Here is a 19,071-nt window from a genome sequence, read left to right as displayed (position 1 = left end):
GGTTCGGCCGCGAGGTCCGGGGCGTGCTAGAGCTTCACCAGCGGCACGCTGCCGATGAGCATGAGTCGGATGGTGCCCGAGTCGCCGAAATCGATGTTGGCCGTGGCACGGGCGCCCTCACCGTCGGTGGCGAGTACCGTGCCGAGCCCGTACTTGTCGTGGTTGACCCGGTCACCGGCCTCGAGCTTGATCGGAACGGAGTTCTTCCAACTCGAGGCGCCACCACCGCGGGAACCGCGGTCTCCCGAACCGGAGGGACCTCCCGGTGCCACCTCCGAGCCACCGCGACCGCCCCAACCGCCGCGCTCGCGTGGTGCGGAACGCTCCGGCTCCAACTTGCGCCACTCCACGAGATGCTGCGGGATCTCGGTGATGAACCGCGAGGCGGGATTGGTGACCGGCTGCCCCCAGGCCGAGCGCATCAGCGCACGGGAGAGGTACAACCGTCGCCGGGCACGGGTGATGCCGACGTAAGCCAGCCTGCGCTCCTCGGACAGCTCCTGCGAGTCCCCCAACGCCCGCATGTGCGGGAAGACGCCGTCCTCCCAGCCGGTGGCGAACACGACCGGGAACTCCAGCCCCTTCGCGGTGTGCAGCGTCATGAGCGTGACCAGACCGTCGCTGTTCTCCGGCAACGCGTCGGCGTCGGCCACCAGCGAGACGCGCTCCAGGAAGGCGCCGATCGAGTCGTCGGGCAGCGGGTTGTCGTCCTGTGCCGCGGCAACGGCGTCGTCGCCGGAACCCTCGCCCCCGGAACCGTCGCCGCCCGAATCCTCGTCCGATGTGGACTCCGCTTGCCCGGCCGGGCGCGTGTCGCCGAACTCCCGAGCCACGCTGATCAGCTCGTCGAGGTTCTCCACCCGGGAGGCGTCCTGCGGATCGTCACTGCTCTCCAGCTCGCCCCGGTAGCCGGTGCGCTCGAGCAGCGTACGCAGCACCTCGGCCACGTCGTTGTTCGCGGCCACCTCGCGCAGCTCGTCGAGCAGTTCGGTGAAACCGGCGACGGCGCGGGCCGAACGCGAGTTGAGCTGCCCGATCTCACCCCGCGCCCCGTGCCGGAGCGCGGCACCGAACGAGATGCGCTCCTGCTCGGCGTACTCGGCGAGCACCGTCTCGGCACGCTGCCCTATCCCCCGCTTGGGAACGTTGAGGATCCGGCGCAGGCTCACGGTGTCGTCTGGATTGTCCAGCACCCGCAGGTAGGCCAACGCGTCCCGGACCTCGCGGCGCTCGTAGAACCGCACCCCGCCGATGACGCGGTACGGCAGTCCCAGCCTGATGAACACTTCCTCGAACACCCGGGACTGGTTGTTGGTGCGGTAGAAAACGGCGATGTCGTTGAAGGTGGCCTCCCCCGAGTCCACCAGCCGATCGATCTCGGCGGCCACGAACGCGGCCTCGTCGTGCTCGTTGTCGCCCACGTAACCGACGAGCGGTTCTCCCTCGCCCGCCTCGCTCCAGAGCCGCTTCTCCCTGCGACCGGTGTTGGAACGGATCACGGAGTTGGCCGCCGACAGGATCGTCTGGGTGGAGCGGTAGTTCTGCTCCAGCACGATCGTCTCCGCCTCGGGGTAGTCCCGCTCGAACTCCTCGATGTTGCGGATCGTGGCGCCGCGGAAGGCGTAGATCGACTGATCGGCGTCACCGACCACGCACAGCTCGGCGGGCGGGATCTCGCTCGCGTCGGACTCGGTACCCACCAGCTCACGCACCAACGCGTACTGCGCGTGGTTGGTGTCCTGGTACTCGTCGACCATGATGTGCCGGAACCGACGGCGGTAGTGCTCTGCCACGGCCGGGTGATCACGCAGCAACGAGACGGTGCGCATGATCAGGTCGTCGAAGTCCAGCGCGTTGGAGTCCGCCAGCCGCCGCTGGTAGGCGGCGTAGACATCGGCGACCTTGCGCTCCAGGTCACTGCCGACGCGTTCGGCGGCCGTGTCCGGGTCGACGAGTTCGTTCTTCAGGTTCGAGATCTGCGCCGCGAGCGTGCGCACCGGATAACGCTTGGAGTCCAGTTCCAGGTCCCTGGCGACCAGCGTCACGAGCCGCCTGGCGTCGTCCGCGTCGTAGATCGAGAAATTGGTGGAAAGCCCCAGGGTTCTCGCCTCGCGGCGGAGGATGCGCACGCACATCGAGTGGAAGGTGGAGACCCACATCGCGTTGGCGCGCCGCCCCACCAGCTCGGCCACTCGCTCCTTCATCTCGGTGGCGGCCTTGTTGGTGAAGGTGATCGCCATGATCTGGCCCGGATGCACACCACGCTGGTCCAGCAGGTGCGCGATGCGGTGGGTGAGCACCTTGGTCTTGCCCGAACCGGCCCCGGCCACCACCAGCAGTGGTGTGCCACTGTGCAGCACCGCACGGCACTGCTGCGGATTGAGCTCCGAGACCAGCTGTTCAGCGGAGGGCAGCGGCGCGGTCCTCGCCGGGCCGTCCCGGCCATCGGGAGGGGGCGCCCCGTCGGATCGGACGGGACCGTCGGCTGCGGCGTCGAACAGGGTGCTCATCGGTAATTCAGAGTACCGTTCCGGAACCGGCTTACCACGGGCAGCCGAGACCGAACGCCACACCGGTATCCCTCGTTCGAACCAGGGCCCGAATGGTGGTGCGACCTGGTTCGTTGTGGCAGACTGACCGTGTGCTTACACGTAACCGTCAGTTTTTCTACGGGCCCGGAACTCCGGCGTCCGTAGCTGTGTAAGCTCCAAGAACGATGCCCCGGAGTTCCGAACCGGGGCGGTGGCGCATCCGGGGCGGATTCCGGGACCGACGACCCGGAGGAAGAGTTGAGCGCGACCGTGGACAGCGATCAAACCGGTGCCGAAAGCCCCGACCCCGAGTGGCCCGCCGAGAACGGTTCGGTCGAGGAGCTCAGGGACGAGATCGACTACCTCGACGAGGAAATCCTGCGTCTGATCAAACGTCGAGCGGAAGTGTCCCGCCAAGTGGGCGCGGCGCGCATGGCCGAGGGTGGCACGCGCATCGTCTACAACCGGGAAATGGACGTGCTGGCGCGCTACCGTGAGCTGGGCTCCGAGGGACGGGAACTGGCGATGATCCTGCTCAGGCTCGGCCGCGGCAAACTGGGGCACTGACCGGGGTTCCCGAACGGGTTCGGCCGAACGGCCGCTCGGTGCGAGTTCGCGGGTGACCGAGCGGGCCGGCCGAACCTCAGTGGGCCGACCAACCACCGTCCATCGAGAACGAGGACCCGGTGACCGAGAGGGCGGACACACCGCACAACCACGCGGTCAGCTCCGCCACCTCCACCGGCTCCACCAACCGTTTGACCGGGGTGCGAGCCAGCAGCACGTCCTCCACCACCTGCTCCCTGGGAACGCGGTGCAGCACGGTGTGCTCGGCGATCCGGTGTTCGAGAAGCGGGGTGCGCACGTATCCCGGGCAGATGCAGTTCGAGGTGACCCCGTAACCCGCCGCTTCGACGGCCACGGTCTTGGACAGGCCCTCCAGACCGTGTTTGGCGGTAACGTACGCGCTCTTCAGGGGTGCGGCACGGATACCGTGCACCGAGGATATGTTGACGATCCGGCCCCATCCGTTGCGGTACATACCGGGTAGCGCCGAACGGATGATCCGGAACGGAGCCTGCACCATGACCGCCAACAGCAGTTGGAACATCTCCGGTGGGTACTGGTGCACCGGAGCCACGTACTGCAGCCCCGCGTTGTTGACCACTATGTCGGTGTCCTCGCCCAGCTCTGCGACGGCATCCGGTTCAGACAGGTCCGCGACGGTGTACCGCGCCCCCGTCGTCTCGGCGACCCTTTCCACCGACTCCGCGACGCGGTCGACGAGCAGCAACCGGGCCCCGCAGACCGCCAGCTTCCGCGCGACCGCCGCCCCGATTCCGCTCCCCGCTCCGGTGACGAGCGCCCGTTTGCCCGTCAGATCCACCGCGACTTCGGCGGATGGCCCCGCCGCGGCAGCCGAACTGTCAGCCATACCGGCAACTTAAAGGTGGTTACGGTCGCCATCCAACGTCCGTACAGGGCAATTCGCTGCCGAATCCGAGGGTCGTCGGGCTTTTCGGGGACTACGCTGTCGACCGGAGTGGCCGAACCGGCCACGATTGGGGGAAGGTGAACACATGGGCACGATTATCGACGTGATCGCTTTCGTGGTCACCCTGCTCGCTTTGCTGGCGGCGCTGGGCCACGCGGGGTATCTGACGTTGTTGGCGACCGCGGCACGGAAACGTCCCGGCGGGCAACCGGCTGTCGGGTTCGCCCGGAAACGGGCTCCCGTAGCGGGGACCGCGCTCGGTCTGGGACTGCTGGCCGTGCTGTTGTCCACGGGTGGCGTGGTCCCGGACGTGTTCGCCATCCTGCTCGGTGGTGGCGTGGGAGTCGGTTCGACGCACGCGTTGCGGAGCACCCAGCAGAACTTTCGCGGTGGCAGGTACTGATCGGAGCTCCTCGCATCCCGTGCGGGGGGGGGTGAACTCCCGCCCGCGTCCGGGAGGAAGCCATTCCCCTCACCTGCCCACTCTCACTCGGAAGTGAACATCGAACGAGCCGACCCGATAACGCAACGTATCTTTCCAACCCGTTTCCGTAATCGACACGGGGCTGCCTAGGCTGTCCCCGTGATCGACTCACCGAATCCCTCCACCGGCGTCCCGGAACGCGCTCTCGTGGTGACGGCCCATCCCGACGACGTCGACTTCGGCAGTGCGGGAACTGTCGCCGGTTGGACGGTGGGCGGCACCTCGGTCACCTACTGCGTCTGCACCGCGGGTGAGGCAGGGGCACCGGAGGACGCCAGCAGGGAGTGGGTCCGGCAGCTGCGTGTCGCGGAGCAGCGACGTGCCGCCGCACGGGTCGGGGTGGACGACGTGCGTTTCCTCGATCACGAGGACGGCAGACTGGCTCCGGACCTGACGTTGCGCCGCCGGATCACCCGAATGATCCGTTCCGTGTGCCCGGAGATCGTCGTCACGCACTCTCCCGAGATCAACTGGTCCCGCATCGCGCTGGCCCATCCGGACCACCGTGCCGTGGGCGAGGCCACTCTGGCGGCGGTGTATCCGGACGCGCGGAATCCCTTCGCACACCCGGAGCTGCTCGATCGGGAGGGACTGCGGCCGTGGACGGTGCGACAGCTCTGGATCACCGAGTCGCCGGAAGAACGCGCCAACCACGCGGTCGACGTGACCGACCGATTCACGGACAAGATCGCGGCGCTTTCGGAGCACGCCTCGCAAGTGGCGGATGCACGTGATCTCACCGCGATGATGCGCGAGCACTTGGGCGAAAACGCCCGACGACACGGACTGGCGGAGGGGCGGATGGCCGAAGTGTTCCAGGTGGTCGACACCGCGTGAGTCGGTGTGGGGAGTCCCGGACGGTATGGCAGGAGGGCGAGTCGCGATGGACGGTGGCGGGCCGAACCGTTACCCGGACGAAGCCGGCGAGGCCGCGGCCGCACGAGCGGGCCACAGTGGGCCGGAGCGCCGCTGTGTCGTTGGAAGGGGTCGCGTCACCGGAACGAGCCGCGTCATCGGAACGGGCGACCCGGCCACACCCGAGACACCGACACGTTCCCCGCACGCGGAGGCACCGGCGGAATCGAGGGGCGGGCTGGGTGAGTTCGGACTCGGCATGATCCCCGCTTCGATCACTCCGCCGCGCACCTGGCGGCGGGCGGCATGGTTCGTGGTGGTCTCGGCGGCAGCGGCGTTGGGGGGAATCGTGCTGGTCACGGCGGTGGTGATGAGCAACGAACCCACCCGGTTGGCCACCGACCCCCGGAACCCACCACGAGCGGGGGAGTACCCACCGCTCTCCCGAGCGGACGAGAGCGTCCCCGGCCCGGGCGACGAAGCCGCCGCCGGCGACAGCGGCGCACCGGAACCGAGCTCCTCCGAAGTCGCACGAGAGCCTGCCGTGAGCGGGCGGTCCGCCGGGAGCGTTCCGTCCTCGCACGAAGCCCTCACCGGTACGCGAGAGCGGAGTTCGACAGCCGCGCCGTCGACGTCGCGGCGGAGCACGGCTCCCACGCCCGGCCTCCCAACTGGCGATGCCACGGTGGACAACCTCGCGCTGGAGAGCAGTTCGCAGGACACCACTCCTTCGAGCGGTATCCCGGCGAGTGGAAGCCCGGCGAGCACCGAGCCCCCCGGAACCCTCCAGCAGCACGCGACCCCCTGGCACACGACCGCGCCCGCACCCACGAAACACCCGGCTCCACAGCGCCCGACCCCACAGAAGCCAGCACAGCAGAAGCCGGCACAGCAGAAGCCGACGCAGCAGGGCACGACGATGCCGCCCGCCGTGATGCTCGACCTCACGAAGCGCTACTTCCGCGCGCTCGATTCCGGGAAGCCGTACCCGGCGCACGAGCTGACGGCCGGATCGCTGCATCGCCTCGGTCTACCAGGAGGTTACGCGGATCTCGGGTCGGTCGAGCTCGTCCGCAGCACCGTACTTGGCGACGGCACGGTGAACGAGCTGCGCGTGGAGTCGGACTTCGGTGGGCCGACCACGCGTTACCGGCGACTGGAGTTCGACGAGCGGCTTCGGAGAGTCGTCACCGACGAGCCCGTGGACGCTCCGCCCGGGAACCGCTGACAGGTCGGGAGGAACGACATGTCGGAATCGGGACAAGGCGGGGACCCGCTGGAAGAGGCGTGGCCGGTGGCCCGCCACGGCGAAACGACGGCACCCCGGCTCGTCGACAGCGCGGAGAACTCCGGGCACCCACCCACCGGGAGCGGGACGGGAGCGGTCCAGCTCGGTGGGCGTTCGGTGCTGTTGACGATGGGAGCGTTGGGGGCGCTGTTGGCGACGGGCGCCACCGCGGCTCTCGGCGTGGTGTTGTCGGACTCGACGCCGCCGCGTTCGGAACGGAAGACGCCGAACCGCGCGGGGAGGCCGATAACTGGTGCCACGGCGCTGCGGGTGGATCTGCTGCTGGAACGAGCGGGTAGGTCGAGGGAACTGCCGGGAGGTCCGGAAGCACGGGCGGGCCTCCCCGGGGAGTCGGCGGTGCCGGACTCGGCCGACGGCCGCACCGACGGTCCGCGCCCCGGCCCCTCCGGAGAGACGTCGGTTCCGTCGGTGCGGGTGGTGCGCGAGTTCTGCAGGCTGCTGGGAACAGAACCCGCGAGCGCCGTGCGGCTGCTCTCGATGAGCATGACCGAGAAGCAACGAACGAACATCGTGCGGAGCTGGCGCACGCTGCGATCGATTCGCTCGGACGAGATCAGCGTGACCACGAGCGGCCGAGTGGTGTCGACGGTCGCGGCACGCGACGCCACGGGGGCGGGAATCGCACTCCGCTACTCCTTCGCCGTCGACGACGGCGCGGATCCGCTCATTCTGCGTGTCCGGTTGGAGGCGGCGCGCTTCCGGGAGCCGCAACGCTAGGGCACCCGAACGATCGCCACTTCGTGAGCAAGAACACCGGCGATCGCGGGACGGCCGTACCGGTGACTCCCCCGGGCCGGTATTCTCACAACGATGCGGCAACGAACTGCCACGTCGCCGGAATCCCGGGGACGGTTCGGGGCGAACCGCTTCGCCGACGGCACGAGCGCAGTGCCGGTCACGCGGCATCGAAGCGGTCGAAGACTTCTCCGCTCCGCCGGTTCCTCGGTGGGCTAGGCTGCCGTGTCACGGTCGTTCGGTTTTCGTGACCGAACGCGGTCGCACAGTGAACGTGTACATGTCGGAGGGCCACGCGGGGCCCGCAACAATCCACCGATCCCGAAGACCCGGTGAACCGGTGTTTCCGGCGACGAGGTCGACCGGGATCGAGAGCAGTACGGGGAGACGTCGGTGAGCGACGAAGGTCGCCTGGTCGCCGGACGCTACCGAGTGCAGCGGCGCATCGGAAGCGGCGCAATGGGCGTGGTGTGGGAATGCGTCGACGAGCGCCTGCACCGCACGGTCGCGGTCAAGCAATTGCTGACCCAGCCCGGTCTGGATCCGACCGAGGCAGAGGAAGCGCGACAACGGGCGATGCGCGAGGGACGTATCGCGGCACGACTGCAACATCCGCACGCCGTCTCGGTCTACGACGTTGTCGAGGAGAACGGCGACCCGGTACTGGTGATGGAGTACCTGCCGTCCACCAGCCTCGCGGCGATGATGTCCGAACACGGCCCCCTGCCGCCGCGCGAGGTGGCACGGATAGGAGCCCAGGTGGCCGCGGCGCTCGGTGCGGCGCATTCCGCCGGAGTGGTGCATCGCGACATCAAACCGGGCAACGTGCTGCTCGGGGACAACGGCACGGTCAAGATCACCGACTTCGGCATATCCCGCGCGCAGGGCGATGTCGCCGTCACCAAGACCGGAATGCTGGCGGGCACCCCCGCCTACCTGTCCCCGGACGTGGCCTGCGGCAAGGAGCCGAGCCCCGCCTCCGACGTGTTCTCGCTGGGAGCGACGCTCTACGCCGCCGTGGAGGGCAGGCCGCCGTTCGGACAGAGCGAGAACACGCTGGCACTGCTGCACTCCGTGGCGGCGGGCAAGGTGCAACCACCGCAGCACGCGGGCCCCATGACCGATCCGCTGCTGGCGATGCTGCAGCCCGACGAGGTCGAGCGGCCGGACATGGCGCAGGTCCACGAGATGCTGCAGGGCGTGGCCAACGGGCAGGCGGTGACCTCCGTCCCGACCAAGGCCGCTCCCATTCCGTCCGCGATGGCTCCGGGCACGGCCGCCGCGGCCGACCCTCCCTCCAACCCGCGTAACGGCGGAACGATGGTCGGCGGCGCTTCGGAGGCGGAAGACCGTTTCGGCGGCACCGCGCGCGCCGAGGCCACCGGCCACCCAGGATCGGGCCCTCCGCCCGAAACGGCAGCGCGGGGAGGGCGAAGCAGGGCTCCGCTGGTGGTGTCCGGGGTGCTGCTGGTGGTCGCCGCGGTCGCCGGGATCCTGCTGGCCACTTCGCTGTTGAGCAACGATTCCGACGGCGGACCCCCGAGCGGCGGGGAGACCAGCCAACCGGTGGTGCCGCCCGCCGCGGGCGAATCGAGCACCACCGAGACCACCGAGCCGGAGTATCCGGAGGACGACGGGTACCGGGACCAGGAGCCCGACTGGAACCGGGATACCGAACAGGAGAGCTCCGAGACGGACACCTCGGCGACGGAGAGTTCCGGGGAGACACCGAGTTCCTCGCAGAGCAGCGCTCCCGAATCCGGCACCAACAGCGACGGCAGCGGCTCCGACGGCGGGTCCGGCGGTGACAGCGGCAGTGGATCCGGGGACGGGTCCGGCGGTGACAGCGGCAGTGGATCCGGGGACGGGTCCGGCGGTGACAGCGGCAGTGGATCCGGGGACGGGTCCGGCAGTGGTAGCGGGTCCGACGGCGGCAGCGGATCGGACAGCGGGTCCGACAGCGGCAGCGGCAGCGACTCCGGTAGCGAATCGAGTAACGACGAAGCGTCCGGTGGCGATTCGGAGAGTGAGAACGTCGCTGCCGGCGGGTAACAGGTGGTTCCGCCGAGTGGCTCAGTACCCGGTCGCTCGGCCCCGGTGATCCCGACCGGCCCGCAGCGCGGCGGTCGGGACGCAGTACTGTTGTGCCCGTCGCGTGATGCCGTTCCGGCAGGGGTTCGGTCGGCACGTCCGGTCACCGACATCGCCAGGATCTGGGAGAACTGTGAGCGCCGAAGGTCGTCTGATCGCCGGACGCTACCGGCTGCACGAGAGCATCGGCAGCGGTGCGATGGGAGTCGTTTGGCGCGCGGTCGACGAGCGGCTGCAGCGCACGGTGGCGGTCAAGCAGTTGCTGCTGCAGCAGGGACACACCGAGGCCGAGACCAGGGAGGCTCGCGAACGCTCGATGCGCGAGGGTCGGATCGCGGCTCGGTTGCAGCACCAGAACGCCATCGCGGTGTTCGACGTGGCCGAGGAGGACGGCCAGCCGGTGCTGGTGATGGAGTACCTGCCCTCCGAGAGCCTCGCCTCGCGGATCTCCGAGCGGGGACTGCTCTCGCCGGTCGAGGTCGCGGGAATCGGGGCGCAGGTCGCGGCGGCGCTGGCGGCGGCCCACCTGGCCGGGATCGTGCACCGGGACCTGAAGCCTGGCAACATTCTGCTCGGCGGCGACGGTACCGCCAAGATCACCGACTTCGGCATATCCCGTGCGGTCGGCGACGTCGCGGTCACCAAGAGCGGCATCCTCGCGGGCACGCCCGCCTATCTCTCCCCCGAGGTGGCTCTGGGCAGGGATCCGGCTCCGGCTTCGGACGTGTTCTCGCTGGGCTCGACCCTCTACGCCGCCATCGAGGGCCATCCTCCGTTCGGGGTGGACGACAACGCGATCAGTCTGCTGCACCGCGTTTCACGCGGGCAGGTCGACCACCCGCGCAACGCCGGACCGATGACACCCGCCCTGCTGGAACTGCTGCGGGCCGATCCGGTGGAACGGCCGACCATGGCGCAGGCCAGGGACATCCTGCAGGCGGTACGGGACGGCAGGCCCCTACCCGGTGGGGTGGGCGTCCAGCAGCAGGCGCAGGGCCCCGTCGCGCCGGCGGGCCAGGTGAGTCAGGGGGCTCCGGCCGCACCGGCGGCGCCGAGCGTGCCCGTGAGACCGCCGAATCAGGGCATGCCACCCGGCGGAACACCGGCAGCCGCCGCTGCTCCGGGCAATCAGCCGAACCCCACGCGTGTGGGAGGGGCTCCCTCCGCGGCGGCCAATCCACCCACCAGGGTCGGTGCCGCGGCCGGGGCGGTCAACACCGGCACGGCCAAGCGCGTGGCGGGCTGGACGGTGGCGGTGATCGCGGCGATCCTGCTGGGGATACTGGCGGCGAACGCTTTCACCGGAGGCAACGGCGGTGGCTCCGACACCTCGGGCGCCGCCGCGGCTGTCACGAGCACCTCGGCGGACGAACTTCCGCGCTCCCGGGGCGGCTCCTCCGACCCGCCGAGTTCCGCCCGGTCGAGCGAGTCGACGACCACCCCGAGCTCCACGACGCCGTCGTCATCCGATGATTCCTCGGCGGACGAGTCCGCACCGGGCTCGGTCGGTGACGAGGAGCTGGTCGCCACGGTCCGGACATACTTCGACACGGTCACCGAGGACACCGACGACGCGTGGCGGATGCTGGGGCCGGAGCTGAAGTCGGTGGGGAAGGAAACCTACGAGGACTTCTGGGACTCGATAGAGGACGTGAAGATCGTCAGTGGCCCACGGGCGATCGGCGACGACCAGGTGGAGGCGGTGCTGCGCTACCAGAAGGAGGACGGTGGCAGCAGCACCGAGCGGCACGTCTTCGGCATGATCGTCAGGGATGGAAAAGCACTGGTCAACACCGACAGCGGCGCCACCTGACCCGCTCGCCCGCCGTGTGCTCTAAGCCCGCGCGGTCTCGCTGAGGACCTGCAACAACGCAGCCGTGTTGGGTGCGTGCATCACCGACTCCCGCACGGCCACGTGGATCCGACGGACCGGTTCGGGATTGCGCAGTGGCCGTACCTCCACACCCGGGTGCACCGGATCCAGTCCCAGCCGTGGAACCAGTGATACTCCCATCCCCGCCGCGACGAATCCCTGCGAGGACTGTGGACTGTCCGATTCGAGCGCCAGGTGCGGAGTGAATCCGGCGGCGGCGAACGCGTCGTAGAGCGACTCCGCGCACGGCCCCGACCCCACGGAGTCCTGGATCCAGGACTCCTCGGAGAGCCTGGCCAGGTCGATGTGCTCCTCCGAGCAGAGCGGGTGCCCCACGGGCAGCACCACGCGGTAGGGCTCGTCGACCAGGGGCAGCAGGCGAACACCGGGGATCGAGGGGGTCTCGCGTCCCACCACGATCACGGCCAGATCCGCGTCGCCCTCGGCGACCCGGTCCAGCATTCCCTCCTCCTGCATCCCCAGGTCCAACCGGACCCGCGGGTACCTTTCCCGGAAGGCGGCCACGGCGGGCGGGATCAGTGCGACACTGGCGCTCTGGAAGAACCGCAGGCGCAGCACACCGGAATTCCCGGCGCGCATTCCCGCCAGCTCGCTCTCCGTCCTGGACAGCAGCTCGGCGACGTCCCCGGCCCGTTCGGCCAGCATCGTTCCGGCCGCGGTCGGCCGGACTCCCCTTCCGGCTTTCTCCAGCAACGACAGTCCCGCCTCGCGTTCCAGCGTGCTGAGTTGCTGGCTGATGGCCGAAGGGGTGTACCCCAGGTTGTTCGCGGCAGCGCTCACCGAACCGCTGTTGACCACGGCCCGCAGCACCTGCATCCGCCGGACATCCAACATGCCACGAATAGTACAGCAGGACTGAAAGGTGAGTGTAGAAAAACCTACTTGTGCTTATCCGATTCGGCGCCCATCGTGTTGGTGGTGACTGGTTCACCGCGAGGACCGGCCTGTTGTGGAGGAGTTCCGTGTACAACCGCGCCAACTACGTGCGGCTGCTGACGCTCGCGCTGCTGTGGGGAGCGAGCTTCCTGTTCATCAAACTGGGGTTGGAGGCGATGTCACCCACCCAGGTGGCGTTCTCCCGGATCGCGCTCGGCGCGGTCGTGCTGGTGGGGCTGTGTCTGCTGAACGGTCTTCGCCTCGTCAGCCCCACGTCGCCCGAGGGGCGACGGCTGTGGGGCGCCATCGCCGGTGCCGCGGTGTTCAGCAACGTACTGCCGTGGGTGCTGTTCGGCCTGGGCGAGCGCACCGTCGACTCCGGCCTGGCGGGGGTGCTCAACGCGACCACACCGTTGTGGACCGTGGTGTTCGGCCTCGCGTTCGGGACGCAGCGTTCCCTGCCGCCTTCGCGGCTGCTGGGGTTGCTGCTCGGCTTCTCGGGAGTGGTGGTGATCCTGGCGCCCTGGAACGGTTCGAGCGGCCTGCTGGGATGGGGCGCGCTCGCCTGCCTGGGTGCCGGGATGAGCTACGGCATCGGATTCGTCTACATCGGACGCAGCCTGAGCGGCTCCGGCGCCGACGGCAAGCGACTGTCGCCGCTGACGGTTGGTGCGATGCAGATGTCGGCGGCGAGCGGCATCGCGGTGCTGACCCTGCCGCTGGGCGGTCTGGGACCGATCGAGCTCTCACCGGTTCCGCTGCTGGCGGTGGGTGTGCTGGGAGTGTTCGGTACCGGATTCGCGTTCGCGCTGCAACTGCGGATCGTCTCCGACGAGGGGGCGACCACCGCCTCGACCGTCACGTACCTGATGCCCATCGTCTCGGTACTGCTGGGCTGGATGGTGCTCGACGAGAGTTTCGGCCCGCGCGTACTGCTCGGGATGCTGATCGTGCTGGTGGGGGTGGCCCTGAGCCGCACGAACGTGCGCGGCGGCCGGAAGCCCCGGAACGACGCCGAGCGGAAAACCCCGGAACCGGCGCGCGACTGAACTCCCCCACCCGCTCACGGATATCGCGCGGGATCCACCTCTCCCCGGGCCGGACCACACCACCCGCCGCCTCGATTTCGCGCGAGATCGTCGCGCGGTGGCGAGACCTCAGCGGTGGCGAGGAGTCACGGGAGACCGCACCCCCGTGTGACCCCGTCACCGACCTCTCGCGAGAGCGGCCACCGGCTTGGGAAGTTGATCGAGAGTGTCGGCCATCTCCTCGGGAGCCCACTCGCCCAGCACGTTGAACACGGCCGCGGTGTGGTCCCGAACGAGGTCCGGCTCGGTCACGTCACTGCGTCGGGCGATCTCCGCCAGGAAGCGATCGGTGTCGGTGTGCTGGGCGAATTCCTGCGTGTCGAGGAGAGCCCCGATCTCCGGGGGCAGAGCACCGGTGAGCCGGTCGACCTCACCCTGACTGACGGCCTGCGCCGTCACCCCCAGCACCGCCTGGATCAGCTGCCGAGCCTGCTCCGTATCGTCGAACGCGACGCGACGACGCACCTCGGCCAACAACGTGTCCGCCGTGGCGCTCAGGCCGCTGTCGCTGGGAAGCAGCGTCGCGTAGTCCTCGGGCAGCTCGTGCAGCAGTCGGCGCAGCTGTACCGCCGGAAGCGCTTGGCTGACCACGGCCACCCCCGCCCGGCCGTACTCCTGGGCCTGCTCGGAGTCCTGGGCACCACTCAACTGGCCGATGCGGTCGAGGAAGGCGTCCACCGAGAGCGGCTCGCCGGGCCCGGCGGGCTGAACCTCCCCCAACTGCCGGGGAAGATGCGCCCGCAGCTCGGCGGCCACGTTCCAGGCACTTTCACCGAGGGCCTGAACCGTGGCGGCCAGCACCGTTTCGGGGTTCGGGACGCCGGGCTCCAGGCGTCGCCGCAGCGCGGTGACCATCTCCTCGTAGTCCATCCTCTGCCTCCCGGAGTCGGCTCGCCCGCCGCGGAACAAGACTCATCGTCCCGCCTGGGCGGCGGGTTCCAACGTTCTACCGCGGCTGCTGGAACAGCGGAGCGTAACCCGCGGGCAGCTGGGACCGCAGGTCGGCTATCTCACCGGCGGAGACGAACTCGGCGATCGTGCCCAGCACCGCCTGGGAGTGGGTCAACGCCGTCTCGGGGTCACAGCCGCGCCCCTCACGATCGGCGACCCGCCGCAGGAAGTCGTCCAGGTCGTCTCCGATCTCGTCCTCCCCCGTGTGCTGCAGCAGGGGCTCCTGCAGTTCGGGAGGCAACTGACTGGCCAGGTCCCGGGGCTCCTGCCCGGCCAGACGTTGCCCGATGGTGGCGAGCACGATCTTGCTCGCCTGATCGGCGTGGTCCCGGTCGGTCGGCCCGCCGTGCTTTTCCACGGCGGCGAGAAACTCGTGATACTGCATCGTTGCGTTGACCGTCCTTTCCGGTCGACACCTGTGAGGTGACGCTGCTTTCACATGCGCGGCGTGCTCACCGCTCTCGCGGTGAGCGTTGAATCGCTCGGGTCACCTGGATTGCCGGTATCGGACGTGGCCAAACATAGCCCCGTTCGCTCCCCCTCAGACCAGCCGCCGATCGGAGGCCCACTTGGACAGCTCGTAGCGGTTGGACAGCTGGGTCTTGCGCAGCACGCTGGAAACGTGGGTCTCGACCGTCTTGACCGAGATGAACAGCTCGGAACCGATCTCGCGGTAGGAATAACCCCTCGCCAGCAACCGCAGCACGTCCCGCTCCCGGCGGGTGAGCTGGTCCAGCTCCGGGTCACTCACCTCCGCCGAGCTGGCGCCCTGCGAGAAGGCGTCCAGCACGAATCCCGCCAACCGTGGTGAGAAGACCGCGTCGCCCGCCGCGACACGACGAACGGCGTCGGCGAGCTCGCGCCCCGAGATCGTCTTGGTGACGTAGCCGCGCGCCCCGCCGCGGATCACCGTGATGACGTCCTCGGCGGCGTCGGAAACCGAGAGGGCGAGAAAAACGACGCCCGCTCCCCGCTCGCGCACCCGGCGCAGCACCTCGGCCCCCCCGCCGTCCGGCATGTGCACGTCGAGCAGCACCACGGCGGGACGCAGGTGCTCGATGCCCGCCACGGCCTCGGCCACCGATCCCGCCTCGCCCAGCACCCGGACCTGGTCCTCGAACGCGGCGAGCTCGGCGCGGACACCTGCCCGGAACAACGCGTGATCGTCGACGAGGTAGACCCCGACCGGCCCCTGCTCGCCGGTCGCCGCACCGCTGTCGTCCCCTGGGCTGCCATCCCCTGGACTGCCACCCGGCGGGCCGTCGGCACGCGCTGCCGGGTCCCGCCACTCGTCCGCTCGCTCTGCCATAACGGGCTCCTCAACCGGTGTTCACTGCTCTTCTCGCGGCAGGTCCAGATGTATCTCGGTCCCCGCCCCGGGCGAAGTGCGCAACCGCACCCGTCCGCCGTTGCGTTCCATCCTGCCCCGGATCGACTCGGTCAGTCCGTGCCGATCGGGATCCACCTCGTCGGGGTCGAATCCCACCCCCCTGTCCCGGACGAACAACTCCACCCGGTCGGGCTGCGACTCGGCGTAGACGCTGACCTCGTCCACCCCCGCGTGCTTGGCGGCGTTGACGATAGCCTCCCGCGCGGCGGCCAGTACCGCTCGCAGCGGCTCGTCCAGCGGCCCGTCGCCCACGACGACGTGCTGCACCGTGATCGCGAAGGCGTCCTCGACCTCACCGCAGATCCGCGCCAGTTCGGCGGCCAGCGTCTCCTCCGGGACCCGTTCGAACTCACCGGTCGTGGCTTCCTCGCCCGAGGTTCCCGGCGAGGCGGTGGGGGCGTGGCTCATGGGCCGCGAGGAACCACTGTAACCACCGGGGCCGTACAGCCAACGGCGCAGCTCGCGCTCCTGACTCCGCGCCAGCCGACGGACCTCCCGCTCCGCCCCGGCCTGCTTCTGGATCAACGCCAGGGTCTGCAGCACCGAATCGTGCAGATGCGCCGCGAGCTCGGCGCGCTCCTGGGAGCGAATCCGGGTGGAGCGCTCCACGTCGAGGTCCCCGCTCAACCGCATCCACCACGGCACGGTCAGCAGCGCCACGCCGACCAACGTCGCCACCACCGCGGCGAGCACCACGGGCACCTCGCTGCCGATGGTGGCGAGCACGAAGGCGCACAAGCCGAGGAAGACCAGTGCCACGCCCGCCAACAGCCGCAGCGCCCCGGCACGCCCACCGCCGCCGAGCAGGCCCACGATGCTGGAACGAGCTCCCGCACGCCACTGGCCGCGCTGCGACTCGTCGGCCTCCCGCCAGATGACCGCACCACCGACCAGCGTCGCCCCCAGCGCACCGACCAGCCACGGCGGTACGGCACTGACCGAAGCCACTACCGCCGCCAATCCGACACCGAGCAGCAGCAGCCCCACTCCCTGCCTGCGCTCGCGTTCCGACTCGGTACCCACGATGTCGGAACGCTGCCGCACGAAGATCCACAACAGCCCGTAGCCGAGAATGCCCGCACCGCCGAGCGCTGCCAGCATCGCGAACACGGCACGCACCCACACCACCGGAAACCCCAGGTGGTCCGAGATCCCGATCGCCACACCGGCAACCACCCGGCCGGAGCGGCGCCGGTAGAGCCGCGGGATGGCGGTCCCGGTGACGTACATCGGCCGGGTCCGTCGCTCGGACATCGCGCGCGAGTCCTCCCCCGTAACGCCCTGGTTGGAAAACTGCCTGGAACGGACCTCCACGGCATCGATAATCACACGCGGGCACCGACAGCGGCATCGGGGAACGGCAACGGATTGTCCGGGTGCGTTCAGGGGAACACCCTGACGACCGGGACTCGCAGTACCGGCAGAGTGAGCGACATGAACGGCGGAACGACCGACGGCGGACAGCACGAGAGTGGCGGGCAGTACGCCGACGCCCGCGCACACACCGGTCCGAGCGGTACCGGTTCGGGGGGTACCGCTCGGACCGGCGGCTCCAACGGTGCGCGGGGAACGTGGGCGGAGATCAAGGGAACCTTCCGCGATTTCTGGGACACCAGGCCCGCGCGCCCCTCCGAGGGGCGCAAGATCGCGGGTGTGGCCGCCGCGCTCGGCAATCGCTACGGCGTGGATCCGGTGCTGCTGCGGGTCGTGTTCGTGATCGGCACCTTCTACGGCGGCGCCGGGCTGCTGTTCTACCTGCTCGGCTGGGCCACGTTGCCGAAGTCGAGCGACGCACCGGGCAACACCGCCGTTCGACTGGCGGTACTCGCCCTGATAACGGTGGTGTTCGTCCCGGCCTCACTGGCCGCGTTCGACATGCCGGGCGTGTTCGGGCTGGCGCTGGGGGTACTGGCGCTGTACCTGCTCCACCGGCATTTCGGCGGCCGCCTCCCCGCGAGGCGGCCGTACGGATCCGCGGGGCCGTACGGACCCTCGGGTACGACGACCAACGTGGCGCCGCAACCGGGGATGCCCCCGAGCGGAGAGTCGGAGGGCTCGCACTCCCCGGTACGACCGACACACCCCCCGGAACGATCGGCCGAGCCGCCCGAGGCCGCCGGACCGACCGGTTACGAGCCGAGTCGGTACGGGACGGCCGAACCCGAGCAATCCCCGGCTACCGCGTCCCACGGAACCGGAACGCACGAAACGCCGTTCTCCGAATCGAGAGGATCCGAATCGACGGGGGTGGAAACGACAGGGGTGGAAACAGAACGGCACACGACCGTCTCCTCCGCTGCGACAGTACCCATCGACGCGCCGGCGTCCTCGGAGACGACCACCCGAGTCGAGTCGCCACCGTACGGGCCACCCGCACCGGAACCGCCCCGGTACTCGACCGAACAGTTCGGCCGGCCGCCGAACCAACCACCACCGACCGGTTGGACGTCCCCGACCGGCGAACCACGACCTCCGGCACGGGGATCGACCGGAAACCGCGGGCCGCGTTACTCGATCACCCTGGCGACGTTGGGAATCACGCTGCTGGTGGGCGGCTTCGGGATAGCCCTCGGGCTGGCGGCGGTGAAGATCTGGGCGCTGATGCTCGGAGTGCTCGGCTGCGGAATGCTGGCGGGCTCCTTCCTGCGCCGGGGGCGCTGGCTCATCCTGTTCGCGGTTCCGGTGGCGCTGGCGGCGATGCTGTCCACGGTGCTTCCGGAGCGGCCGTGGGAGGGCTACACCAACGCGATCGAGGCCCCGGAGAACGCCACGGAACTGGCCTCGGAGTACTCCGGCTCGCTGGGGAACGTCACCCTGCATCTGGAGAACATGCGGTTTCCCGCCGACAAGGAGGTGGCCACCGATGTGGCCCTGGGTATGGGTACGGTGACCGTCCACCTCCCGCCGGAGACCGACGCGCGGGTCACCTGCGCCAGCGATATGGGGCGGGTGGACTGCCTCGGCAACGAGAGCTCGGGCAGGAACCTCCGGATCACCGAGAACGACCTCGGCACCGACGGCCCCGGGGGCGGTTCCGTCCGGCTGAACCTGATGACGGAGACGGGAAGCGTGGAGGTTGTCCGTGGCTACTGAGCAGCACCAACCCGAGCCGGAACACGTGAGCGAGAGCGCGGGGGACGGAGCACGCCGGTTCAATCCGGATCCGGTCACCCTGACCGCTGGAATCATGACCGTGGCGGCGTCGATCTACTTCCTCGTCGGCGGGGGCTGGTCCACGCAGCGCGTACTGGCCTTCGCCGCGGCGGCCATCGGTGTGATCATGCTGGTGGCGGCGCTGCGCAGGCGCTGACCCGAGTAGCTGCGCAGGCGCTGAGCCGAGCAGCGCGAGGGCGAGCTCGGCGGGCACGCGCG

The 19,071-nt window shown here is 69.5% G+C and carries 17 protein-coding genes; 10 read left to right on the top strand and 7 right to left on the bottom strand.

Translation table 11 applies throughout. The features are described 5' to 3' along the window. Nucleotides 1–26 precede the first annotated feature (26 nt). Nucleotides 27–2,510 carry a UvrD-helicase domain-containing protein gene (locus BLR41_RS00395; protein ID WP_092625236.1) on the bottom strand — a complete coding sequence of 828 codons (2,484 nt, stop codon included), beginning with the start codon at nt 2,508–2,510 and terminating at the stop codon, nt 27–29. Nucleotides 2,511–2,789: 279 nt separating this feature from the next. Between BLR41_RS00395 and BLR41_RS00390 the strand changes: the two genes are divergently transcribed. Further along, on the top strand, nt 2,790–3,098 hold the full coding sequence (locus tag BLR41_RS00390; protein ID WP_092625234.1) for a chorismate mutase: 309 nt from the start codon (nt 2,790–2,792) through the stop codon (nt 3,096–3,098). A 76-nt stretch (nt 3,099–3,174) separates the two neighbouring features. Here the strand turns inward: BLR41_RS00390 and BLR41_RS00385 are convergent, their stop codons facing one another. Beyond that, nucleotides 3,175–3,966: an SDR family oxidoreductase gene (locus tag BLR41_RS00385; protein ID WP_092625232.1), complete on the bottom strand. Its 792-nt coding sequence runs from the start codon at nt 3,964–3,966 to the stop codon at nt 3,175–3,177. Between the two features lie 145 nt (nt 3,967–4,111). Between BLR41_RS00385 and BLR41_RS00380 the strand changes: the two genes are divergently transcribed. From BLR41_RS00380 to BLR41_RS00355, 6 genes are all read left to right on the top strand, one after another. After that, complete coding sequence (locus tag BLR41_RS00380) at nt 4,112–4,429, top strand: hypothetical protein (RefSeq protein ID WP_092625230.1); 318 nt, start codon at nt 4,112–4,114, stop codon at nt 4,427–4,429. Nucleotides 4,430–4,609: 180 nt separating this feature from the next. Then, on the top strand, nt 4,610–5,347 hold the full coding sequence (locus tag BLR41_RS00375; RefSeq protein WP_092625228.1) for a PIG-L deacetylase family protein: 738 nt from the start codon (nt 4,610–4,612) through the stop codon (nt 5,345–5,347). A 277-nt stretch (nt 5,348–5,624) separates the two neighbouring features. Further along, nucleotides 5,625–6,593 (top strand): hypothetical protein, encoded by a 969-nt coding sequence (locus BLR41_RS00370; protein WP_143012961.1) that lies wholly within the window; start codon nt 5,625–5,627, stop codon nt 6,591–6,593. Nucleotides 6,594–6,611: 18 nt separating this feature from the next. Further along, entirely contained in the window at nt 6,612–7,391 is a 780-nt protein-coding gene (locus BLR41_RS00365) for a hypothetical protein (protein WP_092625224.1), read from the top strand. 411 nt (nt 7,392–7,802) lie between these two features. Further along, a complete protein-coding gene (locus BLR41_RS00360; protein ID WP_092625222.1) occupies nt 7,803–9,461 on the top strand; it encodes a serine/threonine-protein kinase in 1,659 nt (552 codons plus the stop codon). A gap of 172 nt (nt 9,462–9,633) precedes the next feature. Next, complete coding sequence (locus BLR41_RS00355; RefSeq protein ID WP_092625220.1) at nt 9,634–11,313, top strand: serine/threonine-protein kinase; 1,680 nt, start codon at nt 9,634–9,636, stop codon at nt 11,311–11,313. 21 nt (nt 11,314–11,334) lie between these two features. On the opposite strand, the gene BLR41_RS00350 is transcribed toward BLR41_RS00355, so the two are convergent. Then, entirely contained in the window at nt 11,335–12,228 is an 894-nt protein-coding gene (locus tag BLR41_RS00350; RefSeq protein ID WP_092625218.1) for a LysR family transcriptional regulator, read from the bottom strand. 128 nt (nt 12,229–12,356) lie between these two features. Between BLR41_RS00350 and BLR41_RS00345 the strand changes: the two genes are divergently transcribed. Continuing rightward, on the top strand, nt 12,357–13,319 hold the full coding sequence (locus BLR41_RS00345) for a DMT family transporter (RefSeq protein ID WP_092625215.1): 963 nt from the start codon (nt 12,357–12,359) through the stop codon (nt 13,317–13,319). 156 nt (nt 13,320–13,475) lie between these two features. On the opposite strand, the gene BLR41_RS00340 is transcribed toward BLR41_RS00345, so the two are convergent. From BLR41_RS00340 to BLR41_RS00325, 4 genes are all read right to left on the bottom strand, one after another. Then, nucleotides 13,476–14,228, bottom strand: a complete 753-nt coding sequence (locus BLR41_RS00340) for a DUF2267 domain-containing protein (RefSeq protein ID WP_092625213.1) — start codon at nt 14,226–14,228, stop codon at nt 13,476–13,478. A 76-nt stretch (nt 14,229–14,304) separates the two neighbouring features. Continuing rightward, complete coding sequence (locus BLR41_RS00335) at nt 14,305–14,694, bottom strand: DUF2267 domain-containing protein (protein ID WP_092625211.1); 390 nt, start codon at nt 14,692–14,694, stop codon at nt 14,305–14,307. 156 nt (nt 14,695–14,850) lie between these two features. Next, nucleotides 14,851–15,618 (bottom strand): response regulator, encoded by a 768-nt coding sequence (locus BLR41_RS00330; protein WP_092625208.1) that lies wholly within the window; start codon nt 15,616–15,618, stop codon nt 14,851–14,853. A 21-nt stretch (nt 15,619–15,639) separates the two neighbouring features. After that, nucleotides 15,640–16,953: an ATP-binding protein gene (locus BLR41_RS00325; RefSeq protein WP_092625206.1), complete on the bottom strand. Its 1,314-nt coding sequence runs from the start codon at nt 16,951–16,953 to the stop codon at nt 15,640–15,642. A 180-nt stretch (nt 16,954–17,133) separates the two neighbouring features. On the opposite strand from BLR41_RS00325, the gene BLR41_RS22985 reads away from it, so the two are divergent. Together BLR41_RS22985 and BLR41_RS00315 are read left to right on the top strand one after the other, a co-directional pair. Then, entirely contained in the window at nt 17,134–18,792 is a 1,659-nt protein-coding gene (locus BLR41_RS22985) for a PspC domain-containing protein (protein WP_092625952.1), read from the top strand. After that, on the top strand, nt 18,782–19,009 hold the full coding sequence (locus tag BLR41_RS00315) for a hypothetical protein (RefSeq protein ID WP_245693677.1): 228 nt from the start codon (nt 18,782–18,784) through the stop codon (nt 19,007–19,009). The genes BLR41_RS22985 and BLR41_RS00315 overlap by 11 nt, the downstream gene beginning before the upstream one ends. Nucleotides 19,010–19,071 lie beyond the last annotated feature (62 nt).

This window comes from Actinopolyspora mzabensis (assembly GCF_900101095.1).
GTDB classification, from domain to species: Bacteria; Actinomycetota; Actinomycetes; order Mycobacteriales; family Pseudonocardiaceae; genus Actinopolyspora; species Actinopolyspora mzabensis.
This window is presented reverse-complemented; position numbering and strand designations above follow the sequence as displayed.

Bases quoted from the DNA above. Each gene is read 5' to 3' on its own strand.
- BLR41_RS00370 (WP_143012961.1), top strand. From the start codon at position 5,625: ATGATCCCCGCTTCGATCACTCCGCCGCGCACCTGGCGGCGGGCGGCA.
- BLR41_RS00365 (WP_092625224.1), top strand. From the start codon at position 6,612: ATGTCGGAATCGGGACAAGGCGGGGACCCGCTGGAAGAGGCGTGGCCG.
- BLR41_RS00330 (WP_092625208.1), bottom strand. From the start codon at position 15,618: ATGGCAGAGCGAGCGGACGAGTGGCGGGACCCGGCAGCGCGTGCCGAC.
- BLR41_RS00395 (WP_092625236.1), bottom strand. From the start codon at position 2,510: ATGAGCACCCTGTTCGACGCCGCAGCCGACGGTCCCGTCCGATCCGAC.
- BLR41_RS00380 (WP_092625230.1), top strand. From the start codon at position 4,112: ATGGGCACGATTATCGACGTGATCGCTTTCGTGGTCACCCTGCTCGCT.
- BLR41_RS00350 (WP_092625218.1), bottom strand. From the start codon at position 12,228: ATGTTGGATGTCCGGCGGATGCAGGTGCTGCGGGCCGTGGTCAACAGC.
- BLR41_RS00335 (WP_092625211.1), bottom strand. From the start codon at position 14,694: ATGCAGTATCACGAGTTTCTCGCCGCCGTGGAAAAGCACGGCGGGCCG.
- BLR41_RS00340 (WP_092625213.1), bottom strand. From the start codon at position 14,228: ATGGACTACGAGGAGATGGTCACCGCGCTGCGGCGACGCCTGGAGCCC.
- BLR41_RS00325 (WP_092625206.1), bottom strand. From the start codon at position 16,953: ATGTCCGAGCGACGGACCCGGCCGATGTACGTCACCGGGACCGCCATC.
- BLR41_RS00385 (WP_092625232.1), bottom strand. From the start codon at position 3,966: ATGGCTGACAGTTCGGCTGCCGCGGCGGGGCCATCCGCCGAAGTCGCG.
- BLR41_RS22985 (WP_092625952.1), top strand. From the start codon at position 17,134: ATGAACGGCGGAACGACCGACGGCGGACAGCACGAGAGTGGCGGGCAG.